21 protein-coding genes, 1 tRNA gene and 1 other RNA gene are annotated in these 20,615 nt (G+C 66.6%); 11 read left to right on the forward strand and 12 right to left on the reverse strand.

What is annotated here, in order from left to right:
- The first annotated feature begins 90 nt into the window (after positions 1–90).
- The 3 genes from xylA to ACU18_RS06630 all read left to right on the forward strand — a co-directional run bounded on the left by xylA (position 91) and on the right by ACU18_RS06630 (position 3,393).
- On the forward strand, positions 91–1,278 hold the full coding sequence (gene xylA / locus ACU18_RS06620; protein WP_050684742.1) for a xylose isomerase: 1,188 nt from the start codon (positions 91–93) through the stop codon (positions 1,276–1,278).
- A gap of 103 nt (positions 1,279–1,381) precedes the next feature.
- The gene (locus tag ACU18_RS06625; RefSeq protein ID WP_050684743.1) at positions 1,382–2,809 is read left to right on the forward strand and encodes a xylulokinase; all 1,428 of its coding nucleotides are present in this window, start codon (positions 1,382–1,384) and stop codon (positions 2,807–2,809) included.
- Positions 2,810–2,871: 62 nt separating this feature from the next.
- Complete coding sequence (locus ACU18_RS06630) at positions 2,872–3,393, forward strand: DinB family protein (protein ID WP_050684744.1); 522 nt, start codon at positions 2,872–2,874, stop codon at positions 3,391–3,393.
- Between the two features lie 57 nt (positions 3,394–3,450).
- On the opposite strand, the gene ACU18_RS06635 is transcribed toward ACU18_RS06630, so the two are convergent.
- The 4 genes from ACU18_RS06635 to ACU18_RS06650 all read right to left on the reverse strand — a co-directional run bounded on the left by ACU18_RS06635 (position 3,451) and on the right by ACU18_RS06650 (position 7,112).
- Positions 3,451–3,765 (reverse strand): excalibur calcium-binding domain-containing protein, encoded by a 315-nt coding sequence (locus ACU18_RS06635; protein ID WP_231686018.1) that lies wholly within the window; start codon positions 3,763–3,765, stop codon positions 3,451–3,453.
- Between the two features lie 127 nt (positions 3,766–3,892).
- Positions 3,893–4,732, reverse strand: coding sequence for a sugar phosphate isomerase/epimerase family protein (locus ACU18_RS06640; protein WP_050684745.1), 840 nt, complete (start codon positions 4,730–4,732; stop codon positions 3,893–3,895).
- Positions 4,729–5,943 (reverse strand): dihydrodipicolinate synthase family protein, encoded by a 1,215-nt coding sequence (locus ACU18_RS06645; protein ID WP_050684746.1) that lies wholly within the window; start codon positions 5,941–5,943, stop codon positions 4,729–4,731. The genes ACU18_RS06640 and ACU18_RS06645 overlap by 4 nt, the downstream gene beginning before the upstream one ends.
- Entirely contained in the window at positions 5,943–7,112 is a 1,170-nt protein-coding gene (locus ACU18_RS06650) for a Gfo/Idh/MocA family protein (protein WP_050684747.1), read from the reverse strand. Before ACU18_RS06650 ends, ACU18_RS06645 begins: the two co-directional genes overlap by 1 nt.
- 176 nt (positions 7,113–7,288) lie before the next feature.
- Between ACU18_RS06650 and ACU18_RS06655 the strand changes: the two genes are divergently transcribed.
- Both ACU18_RS06655 and ACU18_RS06660 read left to right on the forward strand, forming a co-directional pair.
- Entirely contained in the window at positions 7,289–8,353 is a 1,065-nt protein-coding gene (locus ACU18_RS06655) for a LacI family DNA-binding transcriptional regulator (protein ID WP_050684748.1), read from the forward strand.
- Positions 8,350–9,090 (forward strand): alpha/beta hydrolase, encoded by a 741-nt coding sequence (locus tag ACU18_RS06660; RefSeq protein WP_050684749.1) that lies wholly within the window; start codon positions 8,350–8,352, stop codon positions 9,088–9,090. The genes ACU18_RS06655 and ACU18_RS06660 overlap by 4 nt, the downstream gene beginning before the upstream one ends.
- 26 nt (positions 9,091–9,116) lie before the next feature.
- Here the strand turns inward: ACU18_RS06660 and ACU18_RS06665 are convergent, their stop codons facing one another.
- On the reverse strand, positions 9,117–10,013 hold the full coding sequence (locus ACU18_RS06665) for an aldose 1-epimerase family protein (protein WP_050684750.1): 897 nt from the start codon (positions 10,011–10,013) through the stop codon (positions 9,117–9,119).
- A 102-nt stretch (positions 10,014–10,115) separates the two neighbouring features.
- Here ACU18_RS06665 and ACU18_RS06670 point away from each other — a divergent pair, with 102 nt between their 5' ends.
- A complete protein-coding gene (locus ACU18_RS06670) occupies positions 10,116–10,832 on the forward strand; it encodes a DNA alkylation repair protein (RefSeq protein ID WP_050684751.1) in 717 nt (238 codons plus the stop codon).
- A gap of 11 nt (positions 10,833–10,843) precedes the next feature.
- Here ACU18_RS06670 and mptB read toward each other — a convergent pair whose 3' ends face one another.
- Complete coding sequence (gene mptB / locus ACU18_RS06675; RefSeq protein WP_050684752.1) at positions 10,844–12,397, reverse strand: polyprenol phosphomannose-dependent alpha 1,6 mannosyltransferase MptB; 1,554 nt, start codon at positions 12,395–12,397, stop codon at positions 10,844–10,846.
- Between the two features lie 166 nt (positions 12,398–12,563).
- Between mptB and orn the strand changes: the two genes are divergently transcribed.
- The 3 genes from orn to def all read left to right on the forward strand — a co-directional run bounded on the left by orn (position 12,564) and on the right by def (position 14,081).
- Positions 12,564–13,184, forward strand: a complete 621-nt coding sequence (gene orn / locus ACU18_RS06680) for an oligoribonuclease (protein WP_082178210.1) — start codon at positions 12,564–12,566, stop codon at positions 13,182–13,184.
- A 129-nt stretch (positions 13,185–13,313) separates the two neighbouring features.
- Positions 13,314–13,386, forward strand: a tRNA-His gene (locus tag ACU18_RS06685).
- A gap of 122 nt (positions 13,387–13,508) precedes the next feature.
- On the forward strand, positions 13,509–14,081 hold the full coding sequence (gene def / locus ACU18_RS06690; protein ID WP_050684754.1) for a peptide deformylase: 573 nt from the start codon (positions 13,509–13,511) through the stop codon (positions 14,079–14,081).
- A 22-nt stretch (positions 14,082–14,103) separates the two neighbouring features.
- Here def and ACU18_RS06695 read toward each other — a convergent pair whose 3' ends face one another.
- The 4 genes from ACU18_RS06695 to ACU18_RS06710 all read right to left on the reverse strand — a co-directional run bounded on the left by ACU18_RS06695 (position 14,104) and on the right by ACU18_RS06710 (position 17,450).
- Positions 14,104–14,901 (reverse strand): HNH endonuclease family protein, encoded by a 798-nt coding sequence (locus tag ACU18_RS06695; protein WP_050684755.1) that lies wholly within the window; start codon positions 14,899–14,901, stop codon positions 14,104–14,106.
- 112 nt (positions 14,902–15,013) lie between these two features.
- Positions 15,014–15,223, reverse strand: coding sequence for a hypothetical protein (locus ACU18_RS06700; protein WP_050684756.1), 210 nt, complete (start codon positions 15,221–15,223; stop codon positions 15,014–15,016).
- Positions 15,224–15,294: 71 nt separating this feature from the next.
- Entirely contained in the window at positions 15,295–16,773 is a 1,479-nt protein-coding gene (locus ACU18_RS06705; RefSeq protein ID WP_082178211.1) for a glyceraldehyde-3-phosphate dehydrogenase, read from the reverse strand.
- 239 nt (positions 16,774–17,012) lie between these two features.
- Complete coding sequence (locus ACU18_RS06710; RefSeq protein WP_082178212.1) at positions 17,013–17,450, reverse strand: TspO/MBR family protein; 438 nt, start codon at positions 17,448–17,450, stop codon at positions 17,013–17,015.
- Positions 17,451–17,632: 182 nt separating this feature from the next.
- On the opposite strand from ACU18_RS06710, the gene ACU18_RS06715 reads away from it, so the two are divergent.
- Positions 17,633–18,427 (forward strand): hypothetical protein, encoded by a 795-nt coding sequence (locus tag ACU18_RS06715; RefSeq protein ID WP_050684759.1) that lies wholly within the window; start codon positions 17,633–17,635, stop codon positions 18,425–18,427.
- 44 nt (positions 18,428–18,471) lie between these two features.
- Here ACU18_RS06715 and rnpB read toward each other — a convergent pair.
- Positions 18,472–18,861, reverse strand: an RNA gene (gene rnpB, locus ACU18_RS06820) — RNase P RNA component class A.
- A 74-nt stretch (positions 18,862–18,935) separates the two neighbouring features.
- Here rnpB and ACU18_RS06720 point away from each other — a divergent pair.
- On the forward strand, positions 18,936–19,700 hold the full coding sequence (locus ACU18_RS06720; protein WP_050684760.1) for a YaaA family protein: 765 nt from the start codon (positions 18,936–18,938) through the stop codon (positions 19,698–19,700).
- 58 nt (positions 19,701–19,758) lie between these two features.
- Here ACU18_RS06720 and ACU18_RS06725 read toward each other — a convergent pair whose 3' ends face one another.
- Entirely contained in the window at positions 19,759–20,514 is a 756-nt protein-coding gene (locus tag ACU18_RS06725) for a zinc ribbon domain-containing protein (RefSeq protein WP_050684761.1), read from the reverse strand.
- Positions 20,515–20,615 lie beyond the last annotated feature (101 nt).

Here is a 20,615-nt window from a genome sequence, read left to right on the forward strand (position 1 = left end):
CGGAACTGTTGACCCAACCCTACGTCGACTCATATAGTTCAGGCAATGAACTAATCGTCGCGCACCGCGGCCCGACTGCAAGGATGCATCATGGCTCTTTCCCCCACTCCCGATGACAAGTTCACCTTCGGCCTCTGGACCGTCGGCTGGACCGGCGCCGATCCCTTCGGTGTGGCCACCCGCGATGCACTGGACCCCGTGGAGGCGGTGCACCGCCTCAGCGACTTGGGCGCCTACGGCATCACGTTCCACGACAACGACCTGGTTCCCTTCGACGCCACGGCATCGGAGAAGGACCTGATCCTCAAGAACTTCAAGGCAGCCCTGGCCGAGACGGGCCTGAAGGTGCCCATGGTCACCACCAACCTGTTCAGCCACCCCGTCTTCAAGGACGGCGGTTTCACCTCGAATGACCGCTCCATCCGCCGGTTCGCGCTCAGCAAGGTGCTGCGCAACATCGACTCCGCCGCCGAGTTTGGCGCCGAGACCTTTGTCATGTGGGGCGGCCGCGAGGGCAGCGAGTATGACGGCTCCAAGGACCTTTCCGCAGCTCTGGACCGGATGAAGGAAGGCGTGGACACGGCCGCCGCCTACATCAAGGACAAGGGCTACAACCTCCGCATCGCCCTGGAACCGAAGCCCAACGAACCCCGCGGCGACATCTTCCTGCCCACCGTGGGCCACGGCCTGGCGTTCATCGCCCAGCTGGAACACGGCGACATTGTGGGCCTGAACCCGGAGACCGGCCACGAACAGATGGCCGGCCTGAACTTCACGCACGGCATCGCGCAGGCCCTGTGGGCGGGCAAACTCTTCCACATCGACCTCAACGGCCAGCGCGGCATCAAGTACGACCAGGACCTGGTGTTTGGCCACGGCGACCTGACCAGCGCCTTCTTCACCGTTGACCTGCTGGAGAACGGCTTCCCCAACGGCGGCGCCACGTACGACGGCCCCCGCCACTTCGACTACAAACCCTCCCGCACCGACGGCTACGACGGTGTCTGGGAGTCCGCAAAGGCAAACATGGCCACCTACCTGCTGCTCAAGGAACGCGCCCTGGCGTTCCGCGCGGACCCGCAGGTCCAGGAAGCCCTGGCGACGTCCGGTGTCTTTGAACTCGGCGAGTCCACCCTCGCCGCCGGCGAAACCACGGCGGACCTGCTGGCAGACACCACGGCATTCGAGTCCTTCGACGCCGACCAGGCCGCCGAGCGCTCGTTCGCGTTTGTCCGCCTCAACCAGCTGGCCATCGAGCACCTGCTCAACGCCCGCTGACCCGCCGCGCACTCCGCGCCACCTGGCACCCAACAATGCGCCGCCGTCGGGCTTTCCAACAGAAGGGAAAGCCCGACGGCGGCGTACGCACCTAAGGAATCCCATGGCCCTCGTTGCCGGCATCGACAGTTCCACCCAGTCCTGCAAGGTGGTGATCCGCGACGCGGGCACCGGCGCGCTGGTCCGCCAGGGCCGGGCCACCCATCCTGACGGCTCCGAGGTGCATCCCGACCGCTGGTGGGACGCACTCCAGGAAGCCATCGGCCAGGCCGGCGGGCTCGACGATGTGGCGGCGCTTTCGGTGGGCGGCCAGCAACACGGCATGGTGGTCCTGGACAGGGGCGGGAACGTCATCCGCCCGGCCCTGCTCTGGAATGACACCCGCAGTGCCCCTGCCGCCGCGGAACTCATCAAAAACGCGGGCGACGGCGATCCCGCCTCGGGTGCCAACTACTGGGCCGGGGCAACGGGCACCGTCCCGGTCGCCTCCCTGACGCTGACCAAGCTCCACTGGCTGGCGGCCAACGAACCGGAGAACGCCGCAAAAGTGGCCGCCGTGTGCCTGCCGCACGACTGGCTGAGCTGGCGGCTTGCCGGCCACGGCCCGGTGGAGCACGGCGAAGCCAACCTGGGAGCACTCACCACCGACCGGTCCGATGCGTCCGGGACCGGCTACTACTCCACTGCCACTGACTCATACCTGCCCGACGTCATTAAGGCGTCCCTGGGCCACGTCCCGATCCTGCCCAAGGTTGTGGGCCCCCTCGAGGCCGCAGCAACAACTCCGGCCGGCGCCCTGATCGGCCCGGGCGCTGGAGACAACGCCGCGGCCGCGCTGGGTGTTGGCGCCACTGTGGGCGACGTGGTGCTCTCCCTGGGCACGTCCGGAACCGTCTTCGCCGTCTCCGCCACGCCGGCTGCCGACGCCACCGGCCTGGTGGCCGGCTTTGCCGACGCCACCGGGAACTACCTGCCCCTGGCCTGCACCCTCAACGCCACCCGCATCTTCGACGCCACCGCCGCGCTGCTGGACGTCAGCCTCGGGGAACTCAACGGCCTTGCCCTGTCGGCCGGCTCCGGCGCCGGCGGGCTGACCCTGGTTCCCTACTTCGATGGCGAGCGCACCCCCAACCTGCCGGACGCCACCGGCTCCCTCCACGGCATCACCCGCGCCAACTACTCACCGGCCAACCTGGCGCGCGCCGCCGTCGAAGGCGTGGTGGCGTCCCTGGCCGATGGCCTCGCAGCACTTCAAGCCCAGGGCGTGCAGGCTGCCCGGATCATCCTGGTGGGCGGCGGGGCGCAATCCACAGCCGTCCGGGAGGCCGCATCCGCCCTGATCGGATTGCCCACCCTGGTGCCCCGTCCCGGCGAATACGTTGCCGACGGCGCCGCCCGGCAGGCCGCCGCCGTCCTCACCGGACAGTTCCCCACCTGGGAACTCGACGCCGAGGAGCCGCAGCCCGCCAGCCCTGCCCCTGAGGTCCTGGCCCGCTACCGCAGCTACGCGGCCCTGCACTTCCCGGCGTAGGCGGTCGTCGGATCGGGGCAACGGCGGCAATGCCCGCGTCCCGGTCTGGCATACTTCGGATCATGCCCGCCCGCGATCAGCAGCCTGCCACCCCTGAGACCAGCATCAATTCCCCGGAACGCCTCCAATTCGAGGCTTTCCTCAATGAGCACCGGCTGGCCCTCAACGCGTGCCTCGACGGGCTGACGGAAGAACAGGCCCGGCGCCGGCTGGTCGCCTCCCGGACCACACTGCTGGGGCTGGTCAAGCACGTGACGTTTGTTGAGCGGGTCTGGTTCGATGAGGCCATCACGGCGCGCCCCAGAATGGAGATCGGCATCCCGGACTCGCCTGACGAATCGTTCATCCTTGCCCCGGAGGACTCCATCGCCTCCGTCCGGGAACTGCACCGGCAAGCCTGCGCCGCGTCCGCCGCGGCCACCGCAGCCCTGGACCTCACGGACCTGCTGCCCGGCAACCGCCGCGGACCACTCCCCCTCCGCTGGGTGTACCTGCACATGATCCGCGAACTGGCCCGGCACTGCGGCCACGCGGACATCCTGCGCGAACAGATCCTCGCTGCGGACACCAACCACCCATCCTGACAACGCAGTCCGGCCCGCCCCGCCGAAGCGGAACGGGCCGGAAGCCAGCGCCTTGCCTTAGCGCTTCTCGCAGGCGATGCCGTCGTTGTCGCGGTCAAGGTCGTATTCGCCCTTGTGCCGCGCCGCGCCGTCGTTGTAGCTGTAAACGGTGCTGTTGACGCGGAACGTGGTGACCGGCTTGCCGCTGGTCTTGTCCCGGGCGCCGGAGCGGCCCACACCGTGCGGATAAACCTTATTCAGCTCCGTGCAGTTTTTGTACGACTTCGGCGCGGCGGCCGAGGCCGGAACGGCCGTTGAGCCCAGGACGATGACGGTACCCGCCAGTGACGCAATAATCAGGTTTTTCAGGCGCACGTACGTGGACTCCCCCATAAAAGGCCCCGGCCGCCAGCCGGCGGGGCAGGAAAATAGTAACCCGCCGCCGCCCCGTCGGCTGTTTCCGGTTGGTAACGCGGACCCGCGCCGTGACGCAACGCGGGCCCGCGATCCTTGCACCAGGTCAGGCGTACGGGAGGACCAGCTCCGCGTAGCGCTCCTTGACCGTGGACAGGACGGTGTTGCCGTCGGTGTCCCAGATCTCCTGGTTGAAGATTTCCACCTCGATGTCGCCGGTGTAGCCGGCGTCGCGCACCCAGGTGCCGATCGTGGCGAAGTCCACCACACCGTCGCCCATGTATCCACGCGAGAGCAGCGGGTCTGCGGCGATGGGCATGTTGAAGTCGCACACCTGGTAGGAGGCGATCCGGTTTTCCCGGCCGGCGCGCGCAATCTGGGCCTTCAGTTCCGGATCCCACCAGACATGGAAGGTGTCGACGGCGACCCCCACCTCGGCGGCGGCAAAGGGCGCTGCGAGGTCCAGGGCCTGGCCCAGGGTGGAAATCAGGGCACGGTCCGCGGCGTACATCGGGTGCAGCGGTTCAAGGACCAGCCGGACGCCGTTTTCGGCGGCGAAGGGCACCAGGTCTGCGAGGCGGTCGGCGACGCGCCCGCGGGCGGCCACCACGTCCTTCTCTCCCGGAGCCAGGCCACCCACCACCAGGAACAGCTCCCTGGTGTCCAGGGCCACTGCTTCAAGGATGGCAGCGCGGTTGTCGGCGAGGGCAGCTGCCTGCCCCTCGGCGTCGGGCGCTGTCAGGAAGCCGCCGCGGCACAGGGAGGAGACCCGCAGGCCCGCGTCCTTGATCAGGCGCGCGGCCTTGTCCAGGCCGGCCTCCTCCACCCGGTCCCGCCAAGGGCCGATCGAGGGGATGCCGGCGTTGACGCAGCCTTCAACTACCTGTGCCAGCGTCCACTTCTTGGTGGTGGCACTGTTGATGGCGAGGCGGGAGAAGTCGCTCATACCCCCACCCCGTTGATCCGCAGGTAGTCGGACATCCGGAAGGCGGCCAGGGCCGGATCCTTCAGGAGTCCGGCCTGGTCGGCCAGTTCAAACGTCCGTGACAGGTGCGCTACCGAGCGGCCCGAGTGCAGGCCGCCCACCATCTGGAAGCCAGGCTGCTTGCCGTTGAGCCAGGACATAAACGCGATCCCGGTCTTGTAGTAGAACGTGGGGGCGCTGAAGATGTGCTTGCCCAGCTCACGGGTGGAGTCCAGGATCTCCCGCGCCCTGGCGGGGTTGCCCGCTTCGTAATGCTGCAGCGCAACCGAGGCGGCGGGGTAGATGGCCGCGAAGATGCCCAGCAAGGCGTCCGAATGGTGGGTTCCGTCGCCGTCGATCAGTTCCGGATAGTTGAAGTCATCGCCGGTGTAGAGCCGGACGCCTTCAGGCAGGGCGGCCCGCAGGGCCACCTCGTGGCTGGCGTCGAGGAGGGAGACCTTAACGCCGTCCACCTTGGCGGCGTTGTCCTTGATGAGTCCCAGGAAGGTTTCGGTGGCAGCTGCCACGTCATCCGAACCCCAATACCCGGCCAGCGCGGGATCAAACATGGTGCCCAGCCAGTGCAGGATGACGGGCTGGTCAACTTCCTGCAGCAGGGTGCTGTAGACCTTCAAGTAGTCCTCGGGACCTGTGGCCACCTGGGCCAGGGCCCGCGAGGCCATCAGGATGATCTTGGGTCCGGCCTCCGAGACAACGGCGATCTGCTCGCGGTACGCCTCGAGGACTGCTTTCAGGCCGGCCTCGCCGGTGGGCAGGGTGGCCACGTCCAGCTGGTCCGTACCCGCACCGCAGGAGACGAGGTCGCGAACGGACTTCCCTGCAGTCGCGGCGTTGTTGCCGGCCACGACCGAGGCGGCTTCGACGCCGGTGCGCTTGATGAGCTGCTGGGTGGCGGCCCAGTCCAGGCCCATGCCCCGCTGGGCAGTGTCCATGGCATCGGCGACGCCCAGGCCGTAGGACCAGAGCTCGTGCCGGTAGGCCAGGGTGGCGTCCCAGTCCAGCCGGGCCGGGGCGCCGGGTGTGTTGTCAGCGGAAACTTCGGGGATGACGTGTGCCGCGGCGTAAGCGCGGCGGGCTGTCAGGGGGGCCGTAGGCCGGGCCCAGCTGGTGTTGCCCCGCAGCCGGTATTCCCGGGTGCCGCCGTCGTTGGAGGGAAGGATAAGGGAAGTCATCAGAGGGTGATCTCCGGGATGTCGATGGTGCGGCGTTCGTCGTTGGACTGCAGGCCGAGTTCTGCCAGCTGCACGCCACGGGCTGCGGAAAGCAGGCCAAAGCGGTGTTCGCGGCCGGCGACGACGTCGCGCAGGAACTCTTCCCACTGCAGCTTGAAGCCGTTGTCGAGTTCGGCGTTGGCGGGAACTTCCTGCCACTGGTCGCGGAAGGATTCCGTAACGGGCAGGTCCGGGTTCCAGACCGGCTTGGGAGTGTGGGCGCGCTGCTGTGCAACACACTTGTTCAGGCCGGCGACGGCGGAGCCATGGGTGCCGTCGATCTGGAATTCCACCAGTTCGTCGCGGTAGACGCGGACGGCCCAGGAGGAGTTGATCTGGCCCACGACGGCGTCGCCGGCAGGGGTCTCGAGCTCGAAGATGCCGTAGGAGGCGTCGTCGGCCGTGGCCTTGTATTCCTTGCCGGCCTCGTCCCAGCGGGCAGGGATGTGGGTGGCGGTCTTGGCGCTGACGCTCTTGACCTTGCCGATGATGCCTTCGAGCACGTAGTTCCAGTGGCAGAACATGTCCGTGGTCATTCCGCCGCCGTCTTCCTTGCGGTAGTTCCAGGACGGGCGCTGCGCAGCCTGCACGTCGCCTTCGAAGACCCAGTAGCCGAATTCGCCGCGGATGGAGAGGATGCGGCCGAAGAAGCCTTCATCCACCAGGCGGCGGAGCTTGACCAGCCCGGGGAGGTACAGCTTGTCGTGGACAACGCCTGCGGTGACGCCGGCGTCCTTGCCGATGCGGGCCAGCTCGATGGCTTCCTCGAGGGTTTCGGCGGTGGGCTTCTCCGTGAAGATGTGCTTGCCGGCCAGCATCGCCTTCTTAAGGGTGGCGGCGCGCAGGCTGGTCATGGACGCGTCGAAGATAACGTCGACGGTGGGGTCGTTGATGACCGAGTCCAGGTCGGTGGTCCATTCGGAGACCTTGTGCAGCTCGGCGAGTTCACGGATTTTTGCTTCGTTGCGGCCCACCAGGATGGGTTCCACCTGGACGCGGGTGCCGTCTTCGAGGGTGAAGCCGCCGGCGTCGCGGATGGGAAGGATGGAGCGCAGCAGGTGCTGGCGGTAGCCCATCCGGCCGGTGATGCCGTTCATGGCGATGCGGATGGTTTTTGTTTCGAAGCCCATGTGTCCTCCACGGTGAGTGAGCAGTGTTACTCAAGCTGATTGGGAAAGCGCATTCCCACTGCTTCAATAATGCACCGGAAAGGACAGGGTTGGCAAGCGCTTTCCGCAAAGAACTTCCCCTGCCATACTGGGGGAACTGTTATTTGGCCCACTTTTTACGTTGACCAGGAGATGTTGTGGCTGCTAGTACCCTGACCGAAGTGGCCCGGCTTGCCGGGGTATCGCCTGCCACGGCGTCCCGTGTATTGAACGGCTCGGCCCGCACCCCCGGGCCCGATATCGCCCAGCGGGTCCGCCAGGCAGCGGACTCCCTGGGTTACATTCCCAACGCGCAGGCCCAGGGCCTGGCGAAGTCCAGTTCGGGCCTGATCGGGCTGATTGTCCATGACATCGCCGATCCTTACTTCGCGGCGATTGCCCGGGGCGTCCAGGACGCGGCACGGGAACAGCGCCGCATGGTCCTGCTCGCCACAACAGGCGGGGCACCGGCCGAGGAGAAGGAAGCCGTGGCGGCGTTTGCGGCCCGGCGCGCCGACTCGATCGTCATCGCGGGCTCCCGCTCCGCCCGCAGCGAGGATCTGCAGGACAATGCCGAACTGGCCGCGGAGCTGGACAGGTACTGCCGCAACGGCGGCCAGGTGGCTGTGGTGGGCCATCCCGTTGTTGGCGCGTCGGCCAGCGAGGGATACCACGTGGTGGCCGTCCCCAACGAGGAGCTTGCCGAATCGCTGGCGGCCAGCCTGGCCGAGGGCCGCGATTGCGATTTTGTGGTGATTGGCGGACCTGAGGGTCTGTTCACCTCCGATGACAGGATCCGCGGCTTCCAGGCAGGCCTGGAGCGGGCCGGCCGGCCGGCTGCGGAACTGGTGCGGAGCGCCTTCAACCGCTCCGGTGGTTACGAGGCCGGGCTGGCGCTGGCCCAACGGCTCAAGGCGGCCGGCCCCGCCCGGCGGCCGCTCTGCATCTTCGCCGTCAACGACGTGATGGCCATCGGCGCCACGGCCGCGCTGCGCGCCGAAGGCCTGCGGATCCCCCGCGATGCCACCATCGCCGGGTTTGATGACATCGAGACGCTTCGTGACTTCCGCCCGGCGCTTTCAACGGTGCGGTTGCCGCTCGAAGACATCGGCCGCCTGGCCACCCGGGCCACCGCCCGCGGCGCGGCCGAACACCCGGATGAGGCCGGCCCACCCATCACGGGAGCCGTGACCCTGCGGCGAAGTACCGAGGCCGGGGCATGAGCGGCGGGCCTGTTGCGGGCCTGAGCGTGGTGCCCGCCGGGGCTGAAAGACCCAGGCCGGCCGTGCTGGTGCTCCCGGGCGGCGGCTATGCCCGCCAGGCGGATCACGAGGCCGAGCCGGTCGCCGAGTGGCTGGCGTCCCTGGGAATCCACGCGTTTGTGCTGCGCTACCGGGTGGCGCCGGACAGGCATCCGGCTCCCCTGATGGACGCCAAGGAAGCCATGCTGTACATCCGCAGCGGCGCCCACGGGCTGGACCTGGAACCAGGCCGGGTTGGCGTGCTGGGCTTCTCAGCCGGCGGGCACCTCGCTGCCACCCTGTCCACGGGAGTGGCCACGGGCAGTTCCCGGCTGGACGTGGATGCCAGCGTGCCGGACCGGACTGTCCTGTGCTATCCCGTGGTGTCCTACACCGCTGAAGTACACCAGGGCTCGGTGGATAACCTCCTGGGCGACGCGCCGCCGTCGGACCTGCTGGCCGAAGTCTCCGCAGAGCAACAGGTGGGCGCGGACACGCCGCCGGCGTTTGTCTGGCACACCGCCGACGACGCCGCCGTGCCCGTCAGCCACAGCCTGGGTTATGCAGGCGCCCTGATGGCCGCCGGCGTCCCGGCAGAACTGCATGTTTTCCCGAACGGCCGGCACGGGCTGGGGCTGGCCGGCGGCGAAGCGGGCCCGGACCAGTGGCCTGCCTTGTGCGCCGCGTGGCTGCAGCGCGCGGGCTGGGCCCAGTCCTGAAGCCGTGACCGGAGGCCTGTCCGGCCTTAGCCGAGGGCCCTGATGGCCCAGGCCGCGGTGTGGGTGTCACCCGGCTGGAGGTGGATCAGGTCAGTCCCTGAGTTGAAGGCATCCGGCGGGCAGGTCATGGGTTCCACGGCGAGGCCCAGCCGGTCCGGCTTGGTGGGTTTGTCGGCGGTGTGGATCTGCACCCAGGCCCACTCTGCACCCCATTCGAGCTCCACCCCGGTTCCGGAGGGATCGTGCACCCTGACGCGCGCCGTTTTCGAGTCATCGCTGGTGATGCCCGTGAATGCGTGGTCGATTTTTACCGGACCGAGCCGGCGCTCTGCGCGGAAATCGAAGCTGCCGCCCGCCACCTGCTTCATTCCCACCGGCAGCAGCCTGTCCGGCGTCACCGCAAGGTACTCGGAGGCCGGCAGTTCCAGGGTCCATTCGTCCAGCGGCGCCGGCCCTGCCACCAGGTAGGGGTGCGGGCACACGCCGTATGGCCCGGCCGTCCCGCCGGTGTTGGCGGCCCGGACGGAGCAGTGCAGGCCGTCGGCCGCCAGCGTGTAGCTGACTTCCAGGTCCAGGTCCGCAGGGTAGTCCGGACCCGCCTCGACGGTGCAGCCCAGGGTGACGGAGGAGTTGGTCGTCTCGCGCACGTCCCACACCTGGTCCGTCGCAAGCCCATGCAGTGCTGCGCCGCGCTCCGGTTCGTTGATCCCAGCCTGGAACGCCGTGCCGGCGTACTCGTAGGCGCCGTCCGCCAGGCGGTTGGGCCACGGGGCGCAGATGACGCCCCGGTAGTCGGGAATCCTGCCCCCGGCCCCGAAGCCCACCACCAGGTCCCGGCCGTTGTGCTGCAGCTCCCGGAGGGCGCCCCCGCGTGAAGTGACCACCGCAGAGTAGGGCCCCATGGCGATGCTGGTTTCGGTCATGCGTCCTCCGGTTCGACAATATTGTTAGCGCTAAACAGCGTAGCCCAGATCCTGCCGGCGGGCACCGCCCGCAAAAGGGCCGGTGCTGGCTACAGTAGCCTCATGGACATTCCGGACCACGTCAATCGGGAACTGATCTCGGCCATCCGATCGGCCCTGGCGGACCACGCCGACCCGGGGCGGGCCGCCGGTGCCCAGGCCTATATGAAGTCGGAGCTCCCGTCGCTGGGCGTCCGCGTTCCCGATGTCCGCCGGATCGCAGCGGACGCCGCGGCCGGGCTGCCCTTTGAATCTGCGGATCAGCTTCGGGCCACGGTGCTGGAGCTGTGGCGCACCTCCACCGTGCGGGAGGAACGCTACGCGGCCATCGACCTGACGGGCAACCGGATGGTGGCCCGGGATCTGCACATGCTTCCCGTTTATGAGGAGATCATCCGCACCGGCGCGTGGTGGGACTTTGTGGATGGTGTGGCCGGGAGGATCTGTGGACTGCTGCAGGCCCATCGGGATGAGATGACTGCGGTGATTCTGGCCTGGAGCACGGACCCCGATTTCTGGATCCGGCGATCGGCCATTCTGTCGCAGCTGAAGGCAAAGACTGCCACGGACACCCGGCTGTTGGCGCAGGTTATTGTGCCGAACCTGGCGGATGGGGAATTCTTCATCCGCAAGGCCATCGGGTGGTCCCTGCGCGAATACGGCAAGACGGCGCCGGGCTGGGTCCGGGGCTTCGTGGCGGAGAACTCAGCTTCCCTCAGCCAGCTCTCGCGCCGTGAAGCGTTACGGCGGCTGCCAGGACCTTCAGGCGGCCCGGCCTGATGCCTGGCGGCTCAGATGACTGGGCGTTCCACCACGGGATCGCCGGCCTTGCGGAACAGTGAGCGCGTCCGTGGGTCCCAAAAGACCAGGTACAAAGCAAACAGGACCCCGGTGACCGCCGCAGCCACCCGCGCAAGGAGCAGGGCGAAGCCAACATCACCTGTCTGCAGGTAGGGGAAAACTTCCAACTGGTCGGAGTTGGCGTAGATGATGAAGAAGGACACCACAAAGTAGAGGGCCTTGACCTGCCAGTCGTTCCGGATCCCGGTGACGGCAAATAGCGGGATCAGCCAGACCACATACCAGGACTGGATGATCGGCGAGAGCAGCACCACGGCAGCGAACGCCAGCGTGAGCCGGCGCATCAACCGGTCGTAGTCCCCTTTGAGAATCAGCCAGCCGGCGATGCCTACGGCCAGGAGTTTGCCGGCGTTGGCCACCACCGCCGAGAGCAGGGCGCCGTCCAGTCCGAAAGCGCTGCCGAGGGAGCCCACCACCATGCCGATCAGCCCCACCGGCGCGTACCAGATGGAGATGCTGCCGGGAGCGGACAGCCCGTTGATCCAGCCGAAGCCAAAGCCGTTAACAAGGCTCATGAGGACCAGCAGTGCCAGGCTGAGCCCGGCCGTCAGCGCCCAGAAACCGATCTTCCGCAGCCAGCCGGCGTCCCGGCCGGCCCAGAGCAGGCCAATGAACGGCAGGAACACAATGGTGATGGGTTTGACCGCGATGGAGAGGGTCACCAGGACGATGCCGCGGACCACCCGCCGGGTGGCCGCGTAGTACAGGCCTGCCAGGGCCAGGCCGATCATCAGTGAATCATTGTGGACGCTGGCGATGAAGTTGGTGAGGAACAGCGGGTTCGCGGCCGTCAGCCAGAGAGCCCGGTGGGGGTTCACACCATGCAGTTCGGCCAGCTTGGGGACATAAATGACGCAGAGCACCACGCCGGCCAGGGCCACCAGCCGGAACAGCATCACGCTGGCTTCGGGATGGACATTGGTGGACCACACCACGAACTGTTCGATCCAGAGGAACAGTTGACCGTAGGGAACGGGCGCCTCCGTCCACATCTTGTCCGCCCCGAGCTGGAAATAGTTGGAGAGGGCTGAGATCCCGTTCCGGTAGGGGTTGAAGCCCTCCACCATCAGCCGCCCCTGGCCGATGTAGGCGTAGACGTCCCGGCTGAACAGCGGCACGCTGAACATCATGGGCAGGCTCCAGGCCCCGATCGCGGTCAGCGTCGCCCGGCGGGCCCGCGGACCCCAGACGCGCACACGCTGCCCCAGCCTCAGCCAGGCCCGTACCAGCAGCATGCCGCCCACGGCCAGCAGCACAATGGAAAGCGCGACGCCGACGGCCTCGGCCCGCATCCAGATGAACAGCGGGACACGGCGCAGCTCAGAGACGGGGGCCAGCCAGCCGACGCCCAGGGAGCCGATAAACATAAACAGCGAACCGACGAAGCCGGCAAGGATCGGGGAGCCGGGATTGTCCACCTCCGGGCCGGCCGCTCCGGCAGGGGCGGCCGCCTTCTCCCCCGTCGCGGGCATAGGCGCCGTCATCTTCAGGATCGTCCAATCTTTTGCTGTCCGCTGTTGCGTCCGCGCTTGGGCTGACCGGCGCGGCGCCGGGCAGTCCCGGGCGCGTTACTGCGGCAGCAGTGCAGGCCGCGTACCCGAAATCCTAGCACCGGCGTCCGGGTTGAAGGTGAAACGGTAGGCTGGTCCGGTGCCTATCTCTAACGAACGAATCGTCTGGATCGACTGCGAAATGACAGGTCTGGATATCGAAAACGATGCCCTGATCGAAGTCGCCGCGCTGGTCACCGATTCAGAACTGAACATCCTTGGCGACGGGGTGGATGTGGTCATCAAACCCGATGACGCAGCCCTGGCCCAGATGAATGATTTTGTCCGGGACATGCATACGACGTCGGGCCTCCTGAAGGAACTGCCGGCGGGCAAGACCATGGCCGAGGCCGAGGCCGCAGTTATGGCCTACATCTCAGAATGGGTGCCGGACCCCCGCAAAGCGCCGCTGGGCGGCAACTCGGTGGGAACCGACCGGGTGTTCCTGTCCCGCGACATGCCCGCCGTTGTGGAGCACCTGCACTACCGGGTCATTGACGTCAGCACCATCAAGGAACTGTCCCGCCGCTGGTTTGCCCGGGCATACTTCCAGTCCCCCGCCAAAAAAGGCGGCCACCGGGCGCTCGGTGACATCATCGACTCCATCGACGAACTCCGCTACTACCGGGAGGCCGTTTTTGTGCCCGCCCCGGGGCCTGACAGTGCCACGGCGAAGTCGATTGCCCGCCGGCTCACCGCCGGGGAGCACAACGAGGCGTAATTTCCGCCACGTTTTGCGGATTTTTTGCCAAAAACAGCAAAAGTGGTGAAAGCAGCCCCGAACAGCAGGTAAGCTATTTGAGTTGCCTTTCGAGGGAGCCGGTCAGCCGGTAAACCTGCGGGGCACATGGTGGGCTTAGCTCAGTTGGCAGAGCGCCTGGTTGTGGTCCAGGAGGTCGCGGGTTCAACCCCCGTAGCTCACCCGCACAGGATGGTCGTGGACCTTCCAAGAAGGAGGCCGTACCGGATACCCGGTGCGGCCTCCTTTGTTTTGTTTCCTGCCCGGGCGAACCGGCCGGGGCCGCACGTCGAAGGACCGCTGAAGATGACTGTTCTGCCAATCACCATCTGGGGAGAGCCCGTACTCCATCGCCGGGCAGCCGAAGTGGAGGAGTTCGACGACGCGCTCCGCACCCTTATTGCCGACATGTTCGAAACGAACGACGCCGCCAACGGCGTGGGGCTGGCGGCACCCCAGGTGGGTGTGGGTAAACGGCTTTTCGTCTACAAATACGCCAACGACGACGGCGCTCCCGCCACCGCAGCCCTGGTCAATCCCGTCCTGACGCTCTCCAAGGTCTCCGGTGCAGTCCCCGATCCGGATGAGGAGGAAGAGGGCTGCCTGTCCTTCCCGGGTGAGCAGTATCCGCTCAAGCGCGCCGACTGGGCGCGCGTGGAAGCCTTCGACGGATATGGCCAGCCGGTCGAGTTTGAGGCAACCGGCTGGTTTGCCCGGGTCATCCAGCATGAATTCGACCATCTCGACGGCAAGCTGTACGTCAACCGCCTGCTGGACCGTTATGGCCGCAAGGCAATGAAGCAGGCGAAAAAGCACGGCTGGGGCGTTCCAGGGCTGACGTGGCTCCCCGGCGTCGACCCGGACCCGTTCGGGCACTGACCCCACAGGGCAACGGCCTGGATCAGGGGACCCTGATGGCCTGCTGTCCGGGGCAGGAGCCCAGCACCCGGTTCATGGCGTCCTTTTCGGCAGCAGTCACCCAGAGGCCGTAGGCGGCTTTCACCGAAATCTGGCGGGCCACGTAATGACAGCGGATTGATTTGTTCGGCGGCAGCCAGGTGGCCGCGTCGCCCGCGCCTTTTTCCTGGTTCGCTGCGCCGTCCACAGCGATGAGGTTCAGCGGATCGTTGGCCAGGGCGGTGCGCTGTGCGGGGCTGAGCTGCTGGGCACCCTTTTGCCAGGCATCCGCCAGGGCCACCACATGGTCAACCTGCACGGCCTGGCTACTGTCAGGGCCCCGGTTGAAATTTATGCCGCGTGCCGTGTACGGGTCCGTGAACCGGCCGGCCGCGACGTTGCAGCGTGACCCCTCGCTGAACCGGACATCAGCCAGGTCGCGGCGGAGGATGTCGTTGCGCGTGTCGCACCCGTTGTGGTCCATGTCCAGCCACGCCGCGCCAAAGGCTTCCCGCTTGTATCCGCCCTTGCCTGCGCGGCCCTTTACCGGCAGCCCGTTGAGGACGTTGCCCGCTGCGCCGGCCGGCACGGGGTGGACGGGAGCCACCGGCTTCATCCAGCCCGGCTCGAAGACCGGGGCAACTGTGGGACCCGGCAACGATGGGCCGGCTGCGGCAAACTGCCCGGCAGTGAAGAACCAGAACAGTCCGGAAAGCAAGGCCAGGGCTGCAACGGCGAGCAGGGCCCACGCGGCCCGTGACCTGCGCCGGGCACGCCGGTACGCGGCCCAGCTGACGCTCACGGCTCAACGACGGTAGGTGTGGGGACAAGCATCAGGAAAGCCTAGGGCACCCGCAGCAGGGCTGCCCCGTTATCCACAGTGTGGAGGGCCACTCGACCCTTCGGTGGGACGGTTACTGTTCCCGGACCACCCTGCGGAGGTCCTCCTCGGCCACGGCCAGCAGGTCCTCAAGCTGGCGCACCCGGTCTGCACCGACGTCGCCCGTTTTGTGGCCCGCACGGGCCCCTTCCAAAAGCCGGATGGCTTCCTTGTGGTTGTCTTGTGCCACGTCGAGAGCGTGTTCGAGGGTGGTTTCGTGCCGGATTGCCTTTTCTTTTTCCATTCCCCCAGTGTGGTACTGATTCCCGGCTGATTCCAGAGAACCAGCCGGGAATCCGCTGACCGTTTGACGGATCAGACGGCGATGGCCGCCAGCGCAGCGGCGCTTTCCTTCGCGGGGAAGGACGGCGGGTTGACCCCTGCCATCTCCTCCATCACGCGGACCACCTGGCAGCTGTAGCCGAATTCGTTGTCGTACCAGACGTAGAGCACCAGGTTTTTGTCGGTGGAGACGGTGGCCAGGCCGTCCACGATGCCGGCGCGGCGGGAGCCCACGAAGTCGGTGGAAACAACTTCGGGCGAGTCGATGTAGTCGATCTGCTTGCGCAGGCCCGAGTGCAGCGACATTTCCCGGAGGTAGTTGTTGACCTCGTCCTTGGTGGTCCCGTTCTCCAGAGTGAGGTTCAGGATGGCCAGGGACACGTCAGGCGTGGGGACGCGGATGGAACTGCCGGTGAGCTTGCCCAGGAGTTCAGGCAGTGCCTTGGCAACGGCTTTGGCGGCGCCGGTTTCGGTGATGACCATGTTCAGCGCTGCCGAGCGGCCGCGCCGGTCGCCCTTGTGGAAGTTGTCGATCAGGTTCTGGTCGTTGGTGAACGAGTGCACCGTTTCCACGTGGCCGTGGATGACGCCGAACTTGTCGTTGATGGCCTTCAGCACCGGAGTGATGGCGTTGGTGGTGCAGGATGCGGCGGTGACGATCCGGTCGCTGTCCTCGATGGTGGTGTGGTTGATGCCGTGGACGATGTTCTTCAGGTCGCCCTTGCCCGGCGCGGTCAGGAGGACCCGTGCCACGCCGGTGCTCTGCAGGTGCTGCGAGAGGCCCTCGGCATCGCGCCAGCGGCCGGTGTTGTCCACAACCAGGGCGTTGTGGATGCCGTAGGTGGTGTAGTCGATGGTGGCGGGGTTGTCCGAGTAGATGACCTGGACCTGGACGCCGTTGGCCGTGATGGTGTTGGCAACCTCATCGATGCGGATGGTGCCCTCGAAGGAGCCATGGACCGAGTCGCGGCGAAGCAGGCTGGCCCGCTTGGCGAGGTCGTTGTCCGAGCCGCGGCGCACCACGATGGCGCGCAGGCGAAGGCCGTGGCCGCCGCCGGCCTTTTCGATCAGGAGGCGGGCCAGGAGCCGGCCGATCCGGCCGAAGCCGTAAAGCACAACATCGGTGCTGGTGCGGTCATCGCCGCCGCGCTTGCCCACAACGTCGGCAAGTTCAGCGCGGAGGAATTCCTCGAGCGAGGCGCCGTCGCCTTCTTCCTTGAACTTCTGGTTCAGGCGCGCGATGTCGATCGCTGCGGCGCCGAGTTCCAGGCCGGCAAGGGTATTGAGCAGCGGCGCTGTCTCTTCCAGGAGCAGTTCGTCCTTGCTCATCCTGCGGGCGAAGCGGTGCGCCTTGAGGATGTTCATGGTGGACTTATTGATCAGGCTCCGGCCATGGATGCTGGTGACCACGTTGTTGTCGCGGTACAGCCGGCCAATCACCGGGATCATGGCCTCGGCGAGGGCCTCCCGGCCCATCCACGTATCAAGACAAGAATCTGACGTCTGGCTCACAGAAATACCTTCCTCGGTTCAGCCGCGTACGTCGTCGTGCGCGGTTGTAGGCCACCTGATGATGTCCAGTGGCAGTGGCGCCGGCAGGGTTCGGCCCTGGGCACCGGGATCGCTGGCAAAGAAAAACCGCCGGTTAAGAACGGAGCTCCGGCGGAAGAACCCCTGCGTTCGGTTCCATTCTAATTTGGCGTGATGCCTGTTTGAGTCCCCGGCGCCGTGAAATCACTCACACCTGCCGTTCAGTTATGGAGGGCGGAAAAGAGGTTCAGGCTGAACGAATAGATGACCCACGAGAGATAAGGCAGCATTAGCAGCCCCGCAGTGGCACTGACCGGGCCGAAGCGCACCACAAGGAATCCCACGGACAAACCCAGGCCGGCAATGACCACCAGGGCACCCCAGAGGGCCGCTGTGCCGATCAACGGATACAGGCCAAAAAACGTCAGCGGCCACGCGGCGTTGAACAGCAGCTGTGCGGCGTACCACCACCGGGTGCTGCCGCGAAGTGCTTGCCGGCGCCATACCAGCCACGCCGCCAACGCCACGGCGGCGTACAGGAGCATCCACATGGACCTGAACATCCAGCCCGGCGGCATCCACGGGGCTTTGACGGATGCGGCGAACCAGCCGGTGGAGTTCAGAATGATGGGCACTGATGCAACGATCCAGGCTGCCATCGACAGGCCAAGAAACCCCAGCAGGGCAGCCGCCTGCCCGCCGGGGGAAGGAACCTTACGTCCGGAAGCGGACGGAAGGTCAGAGATTGGAAGCACGCTTCAGGATGCCCAACGCATCGGACCAGGTCAACTCCGCCTGCCCGCCTACCAGGCTGGATAGCGCTTGCTGGCATACTGACACGGTGCAGAAGATAACAATCAACGGTCCGGACTACGCGAAAATCCAGGATGAGGGACACTACGAAGTGAAACTCAAGGACTTCACCCTGGACTTCTATTTCCGGCCATCGGAGTCTAAAGCGGCCTATATCTTCTCACCGGGATGGATCAACCGCGAGACCTACCCGTACCCGTACTTCCAGCGAATGAAGTGGCTGGCTGACCTGGACGGCGTGGGCATATCGCTGGCCGACCCCACCCAGCGCCTGGCAGATGACGTTCAGATTGGTTGGTTCATCGGGACCGCTGCGGCTGACTACGCCAAAATCACGGCGGCATTCATGGGCGGGCTGCTGCGGCATTTGGGGATTCAGCCTAGCCAGACGCTTTTCTTCGGTTCATCCGCTGGCGGTTTCGCCTCCCTGGCCATGGCCACCCACCTTCGCGGCGCCAAAGCGTTGGCGGTCAACCCGCAGACCGAAATCCTGCGGTTCCACGACGTTGGTGAACTCGCACGGACCCTGCGGGCCAGCTTCGGCGGCATGAGCTCCATCAAGATTGAGGCGACCATGCCCTGGCGCGTCAGCATCGCGGAGTTGTGGAAAAAGGAAGAGCATGTCCCGGCCGCGACGGTCATGATCAACACCCACGACCACTGGCACATGCAGCACCACCTGGTGCCTTTGGTTGCCGGACTGACACGGGCCGACGCCGCAGCGGGGGTCAGCATCCGCTTCTTCAGCAACGAAGAGGCCGGCCACAATCCCCCGCCAGCGCACAGGCTGGTCCCGGTCATGAAGGAACTGATGGCGTCCTGATTCCCTTCAACGAAAAAGGCGCCCTCCAGGGGGCGCCTTTTGTGTGGATGGGACAGCCGATACGCCGGGTTCTGTTCCCCCGAACCGTTACCGGTAAGGGAGCGACGGCCATCCATCTACGGACGCCGTTGCCGACGCCCTCCAGCAGCCTACCCGGACACTCGGGCGGGCAGCCCTCAAACGTGTCCTGTCTGGCCTTGCTCCGGGTGGGGTTTACCTAGCCTTCCCGGTCACCCGGGAAGCTGGTGGTCTCTTACACCGCCGTTTCACCCTTACCTGCACTCCCCCGTCCAAGGACGGCTGAGGCAGGCGGTCTTTTCTCTGTGGCACTGGCCTGCGGGTTACCCCGAGTGGGCGTTACCCACCACCCTGCCCTGCGGAGCCCGGACGTTCCTCGAGCCACTTGCGTGACGCGCGGCCGCCTGGCTGTCCCATCCGCATCAAGTCTAACGGTGCGGGTGCCGGAACCTGGCGCCGCCGCGCGTTGGAGCGCCGGTAGGATCGGACGGTGCTGATTCTGCTTCCCCCCTCCGAAGGCAAGACCCCCGCCGTCCGCGGCCCCGCAGTCGACTGGTCCACACTCAGTTTTCCGGCCCTGAACACCCACCGGGCCACCGTCCTGGAGGCATTGGGAACGGTCAGCGCCCACCAGGATGCCCTGGCCCTGCTTGGCGTGGGGGCGTCCCTGCAGGACGACGTCGACCGGAACACCCGGTTGCACGCGGAACCGGCGGCCCCTGCCCACCAGATTTATTCCGGGGTTCTGTACGACGCGCTCGGCTACCGCAGCCTGATCCCAGCGCAGCGGCGCAAGGCGGACCAGTCGGTGCTGGTGATTTCGGCGTTGTGGGGGGCGATCCGGTTCGGTGACAGCGTCCCCGCCTACCGCTTGTCCATGGGAACCTCGCTGGCCGACGTCGGCCGGCTGGCCTCGTTCTGGAAACCGCAGCTGAGCGCCGCCCTCGCACCGGAGCTGGCGGACCACCTGCTGGTGGACTGCCGGTCCAGCACCTACGCAGCGGCGTGGGCGCCGCCGTCGGACCGTACTGTTGCCGTCAACGTGTTCACCGAGGTGGCCGGCGTCCGCAAGGTGGTGAGCCATTTTGCCAAGCACACACGTGGGGAACTGGCACGGCACCTGCTGGCGCGGCGCGGCAACGCCCCCGCCACGCCGGCGGCCCTGCTGAAAGCGGCCCGCGAAAGGTGGGACGCGGAGTTGGTTCCCGGCACGGTGCGCAAGCCGCACGCGCTGAACATCATCCTCCCCAACTAGGTCGCAGTAGATGTCGTTTTGACGCCCCAAAACGACATCTACTGCTAGTTAGTTGGGGTCAGCTGGCGGGGGCCGCGGCGTTCCACTCGTCGGAGCGGACCAGGATGGCCCCGGAGTCCGGGCAAAACACAATGTCATCGGCAGCGGCGGCCTTGATCTCGGCCAGGTCGCCCGGGCTGAGCTTCATGCCGGACGCCTCCGAGGTGCCGTGGAACAGCCGGGCTGCGCCCACGCCCCGCTTCGCCAGCGTCTTTTCATACACCGCCAGGAGTGCGGGTTCCAGCAGCGCAGCGAAGTCGTCCCGCTTGGCTTTTACCTCCGTGGCTTCGGCAGCCACTTCGGCCAGCGCCGCGTCGAGCTCGGCGCGGATGCCGCCGAAGGAGCCCTGGATGACGTCAACGATAACCTGCTGCCCGGCCTGCGTTGCCCGCAGGGTATCCAGCCGTTCCAGGACCTCCAGTTCCACGTCCTCGAGGTCCGAGCGCCGCTTGTTGAGCGAGACGATGTCCTTCTGCAGGGCCACCAGGTCCTTGGACAGGCCGGTGCCGCTGTTCAGTTTCGCTTCGTCCCGCTGGATGCGGCCGGCAACCTGTTCGACGTCGGCCTCAGCCCGCTTCAGCTCGGCTTCAGCATCGTGGACGGCAACCTTCGCCGAGCCCAGGGTGCCGTTTGCAACGGCCAGTGCAGCTTCGAGGTCCTTGATGCGGGGATCGGTCTCAAGCGTCCGGCGGCGGTTGGCCAGCGACGTCAGTTTGGCGTCAAAACCCTGCAGCTCAAGCAACTTCAACTGTTCCGCCGGTGCTGCCTTCGCCACTTTTACCTCCGCTAAAACCTTCCGGCCCATGGCCGGGCACCGATTTGGCGCTCCCACGACTCTAGCGCCTGCCCTGCTTCCCTGCCTCGCTGCGCGGGCTG

This window comes from Arthrobacter sp. ZBG10 (assembly GCF_001238605.1).
Classification (GTDB): Bacteria; Actinomycetota; Actinomycetes; order Actinomycetales; family Micrococcaceae; genus Arthrobacter.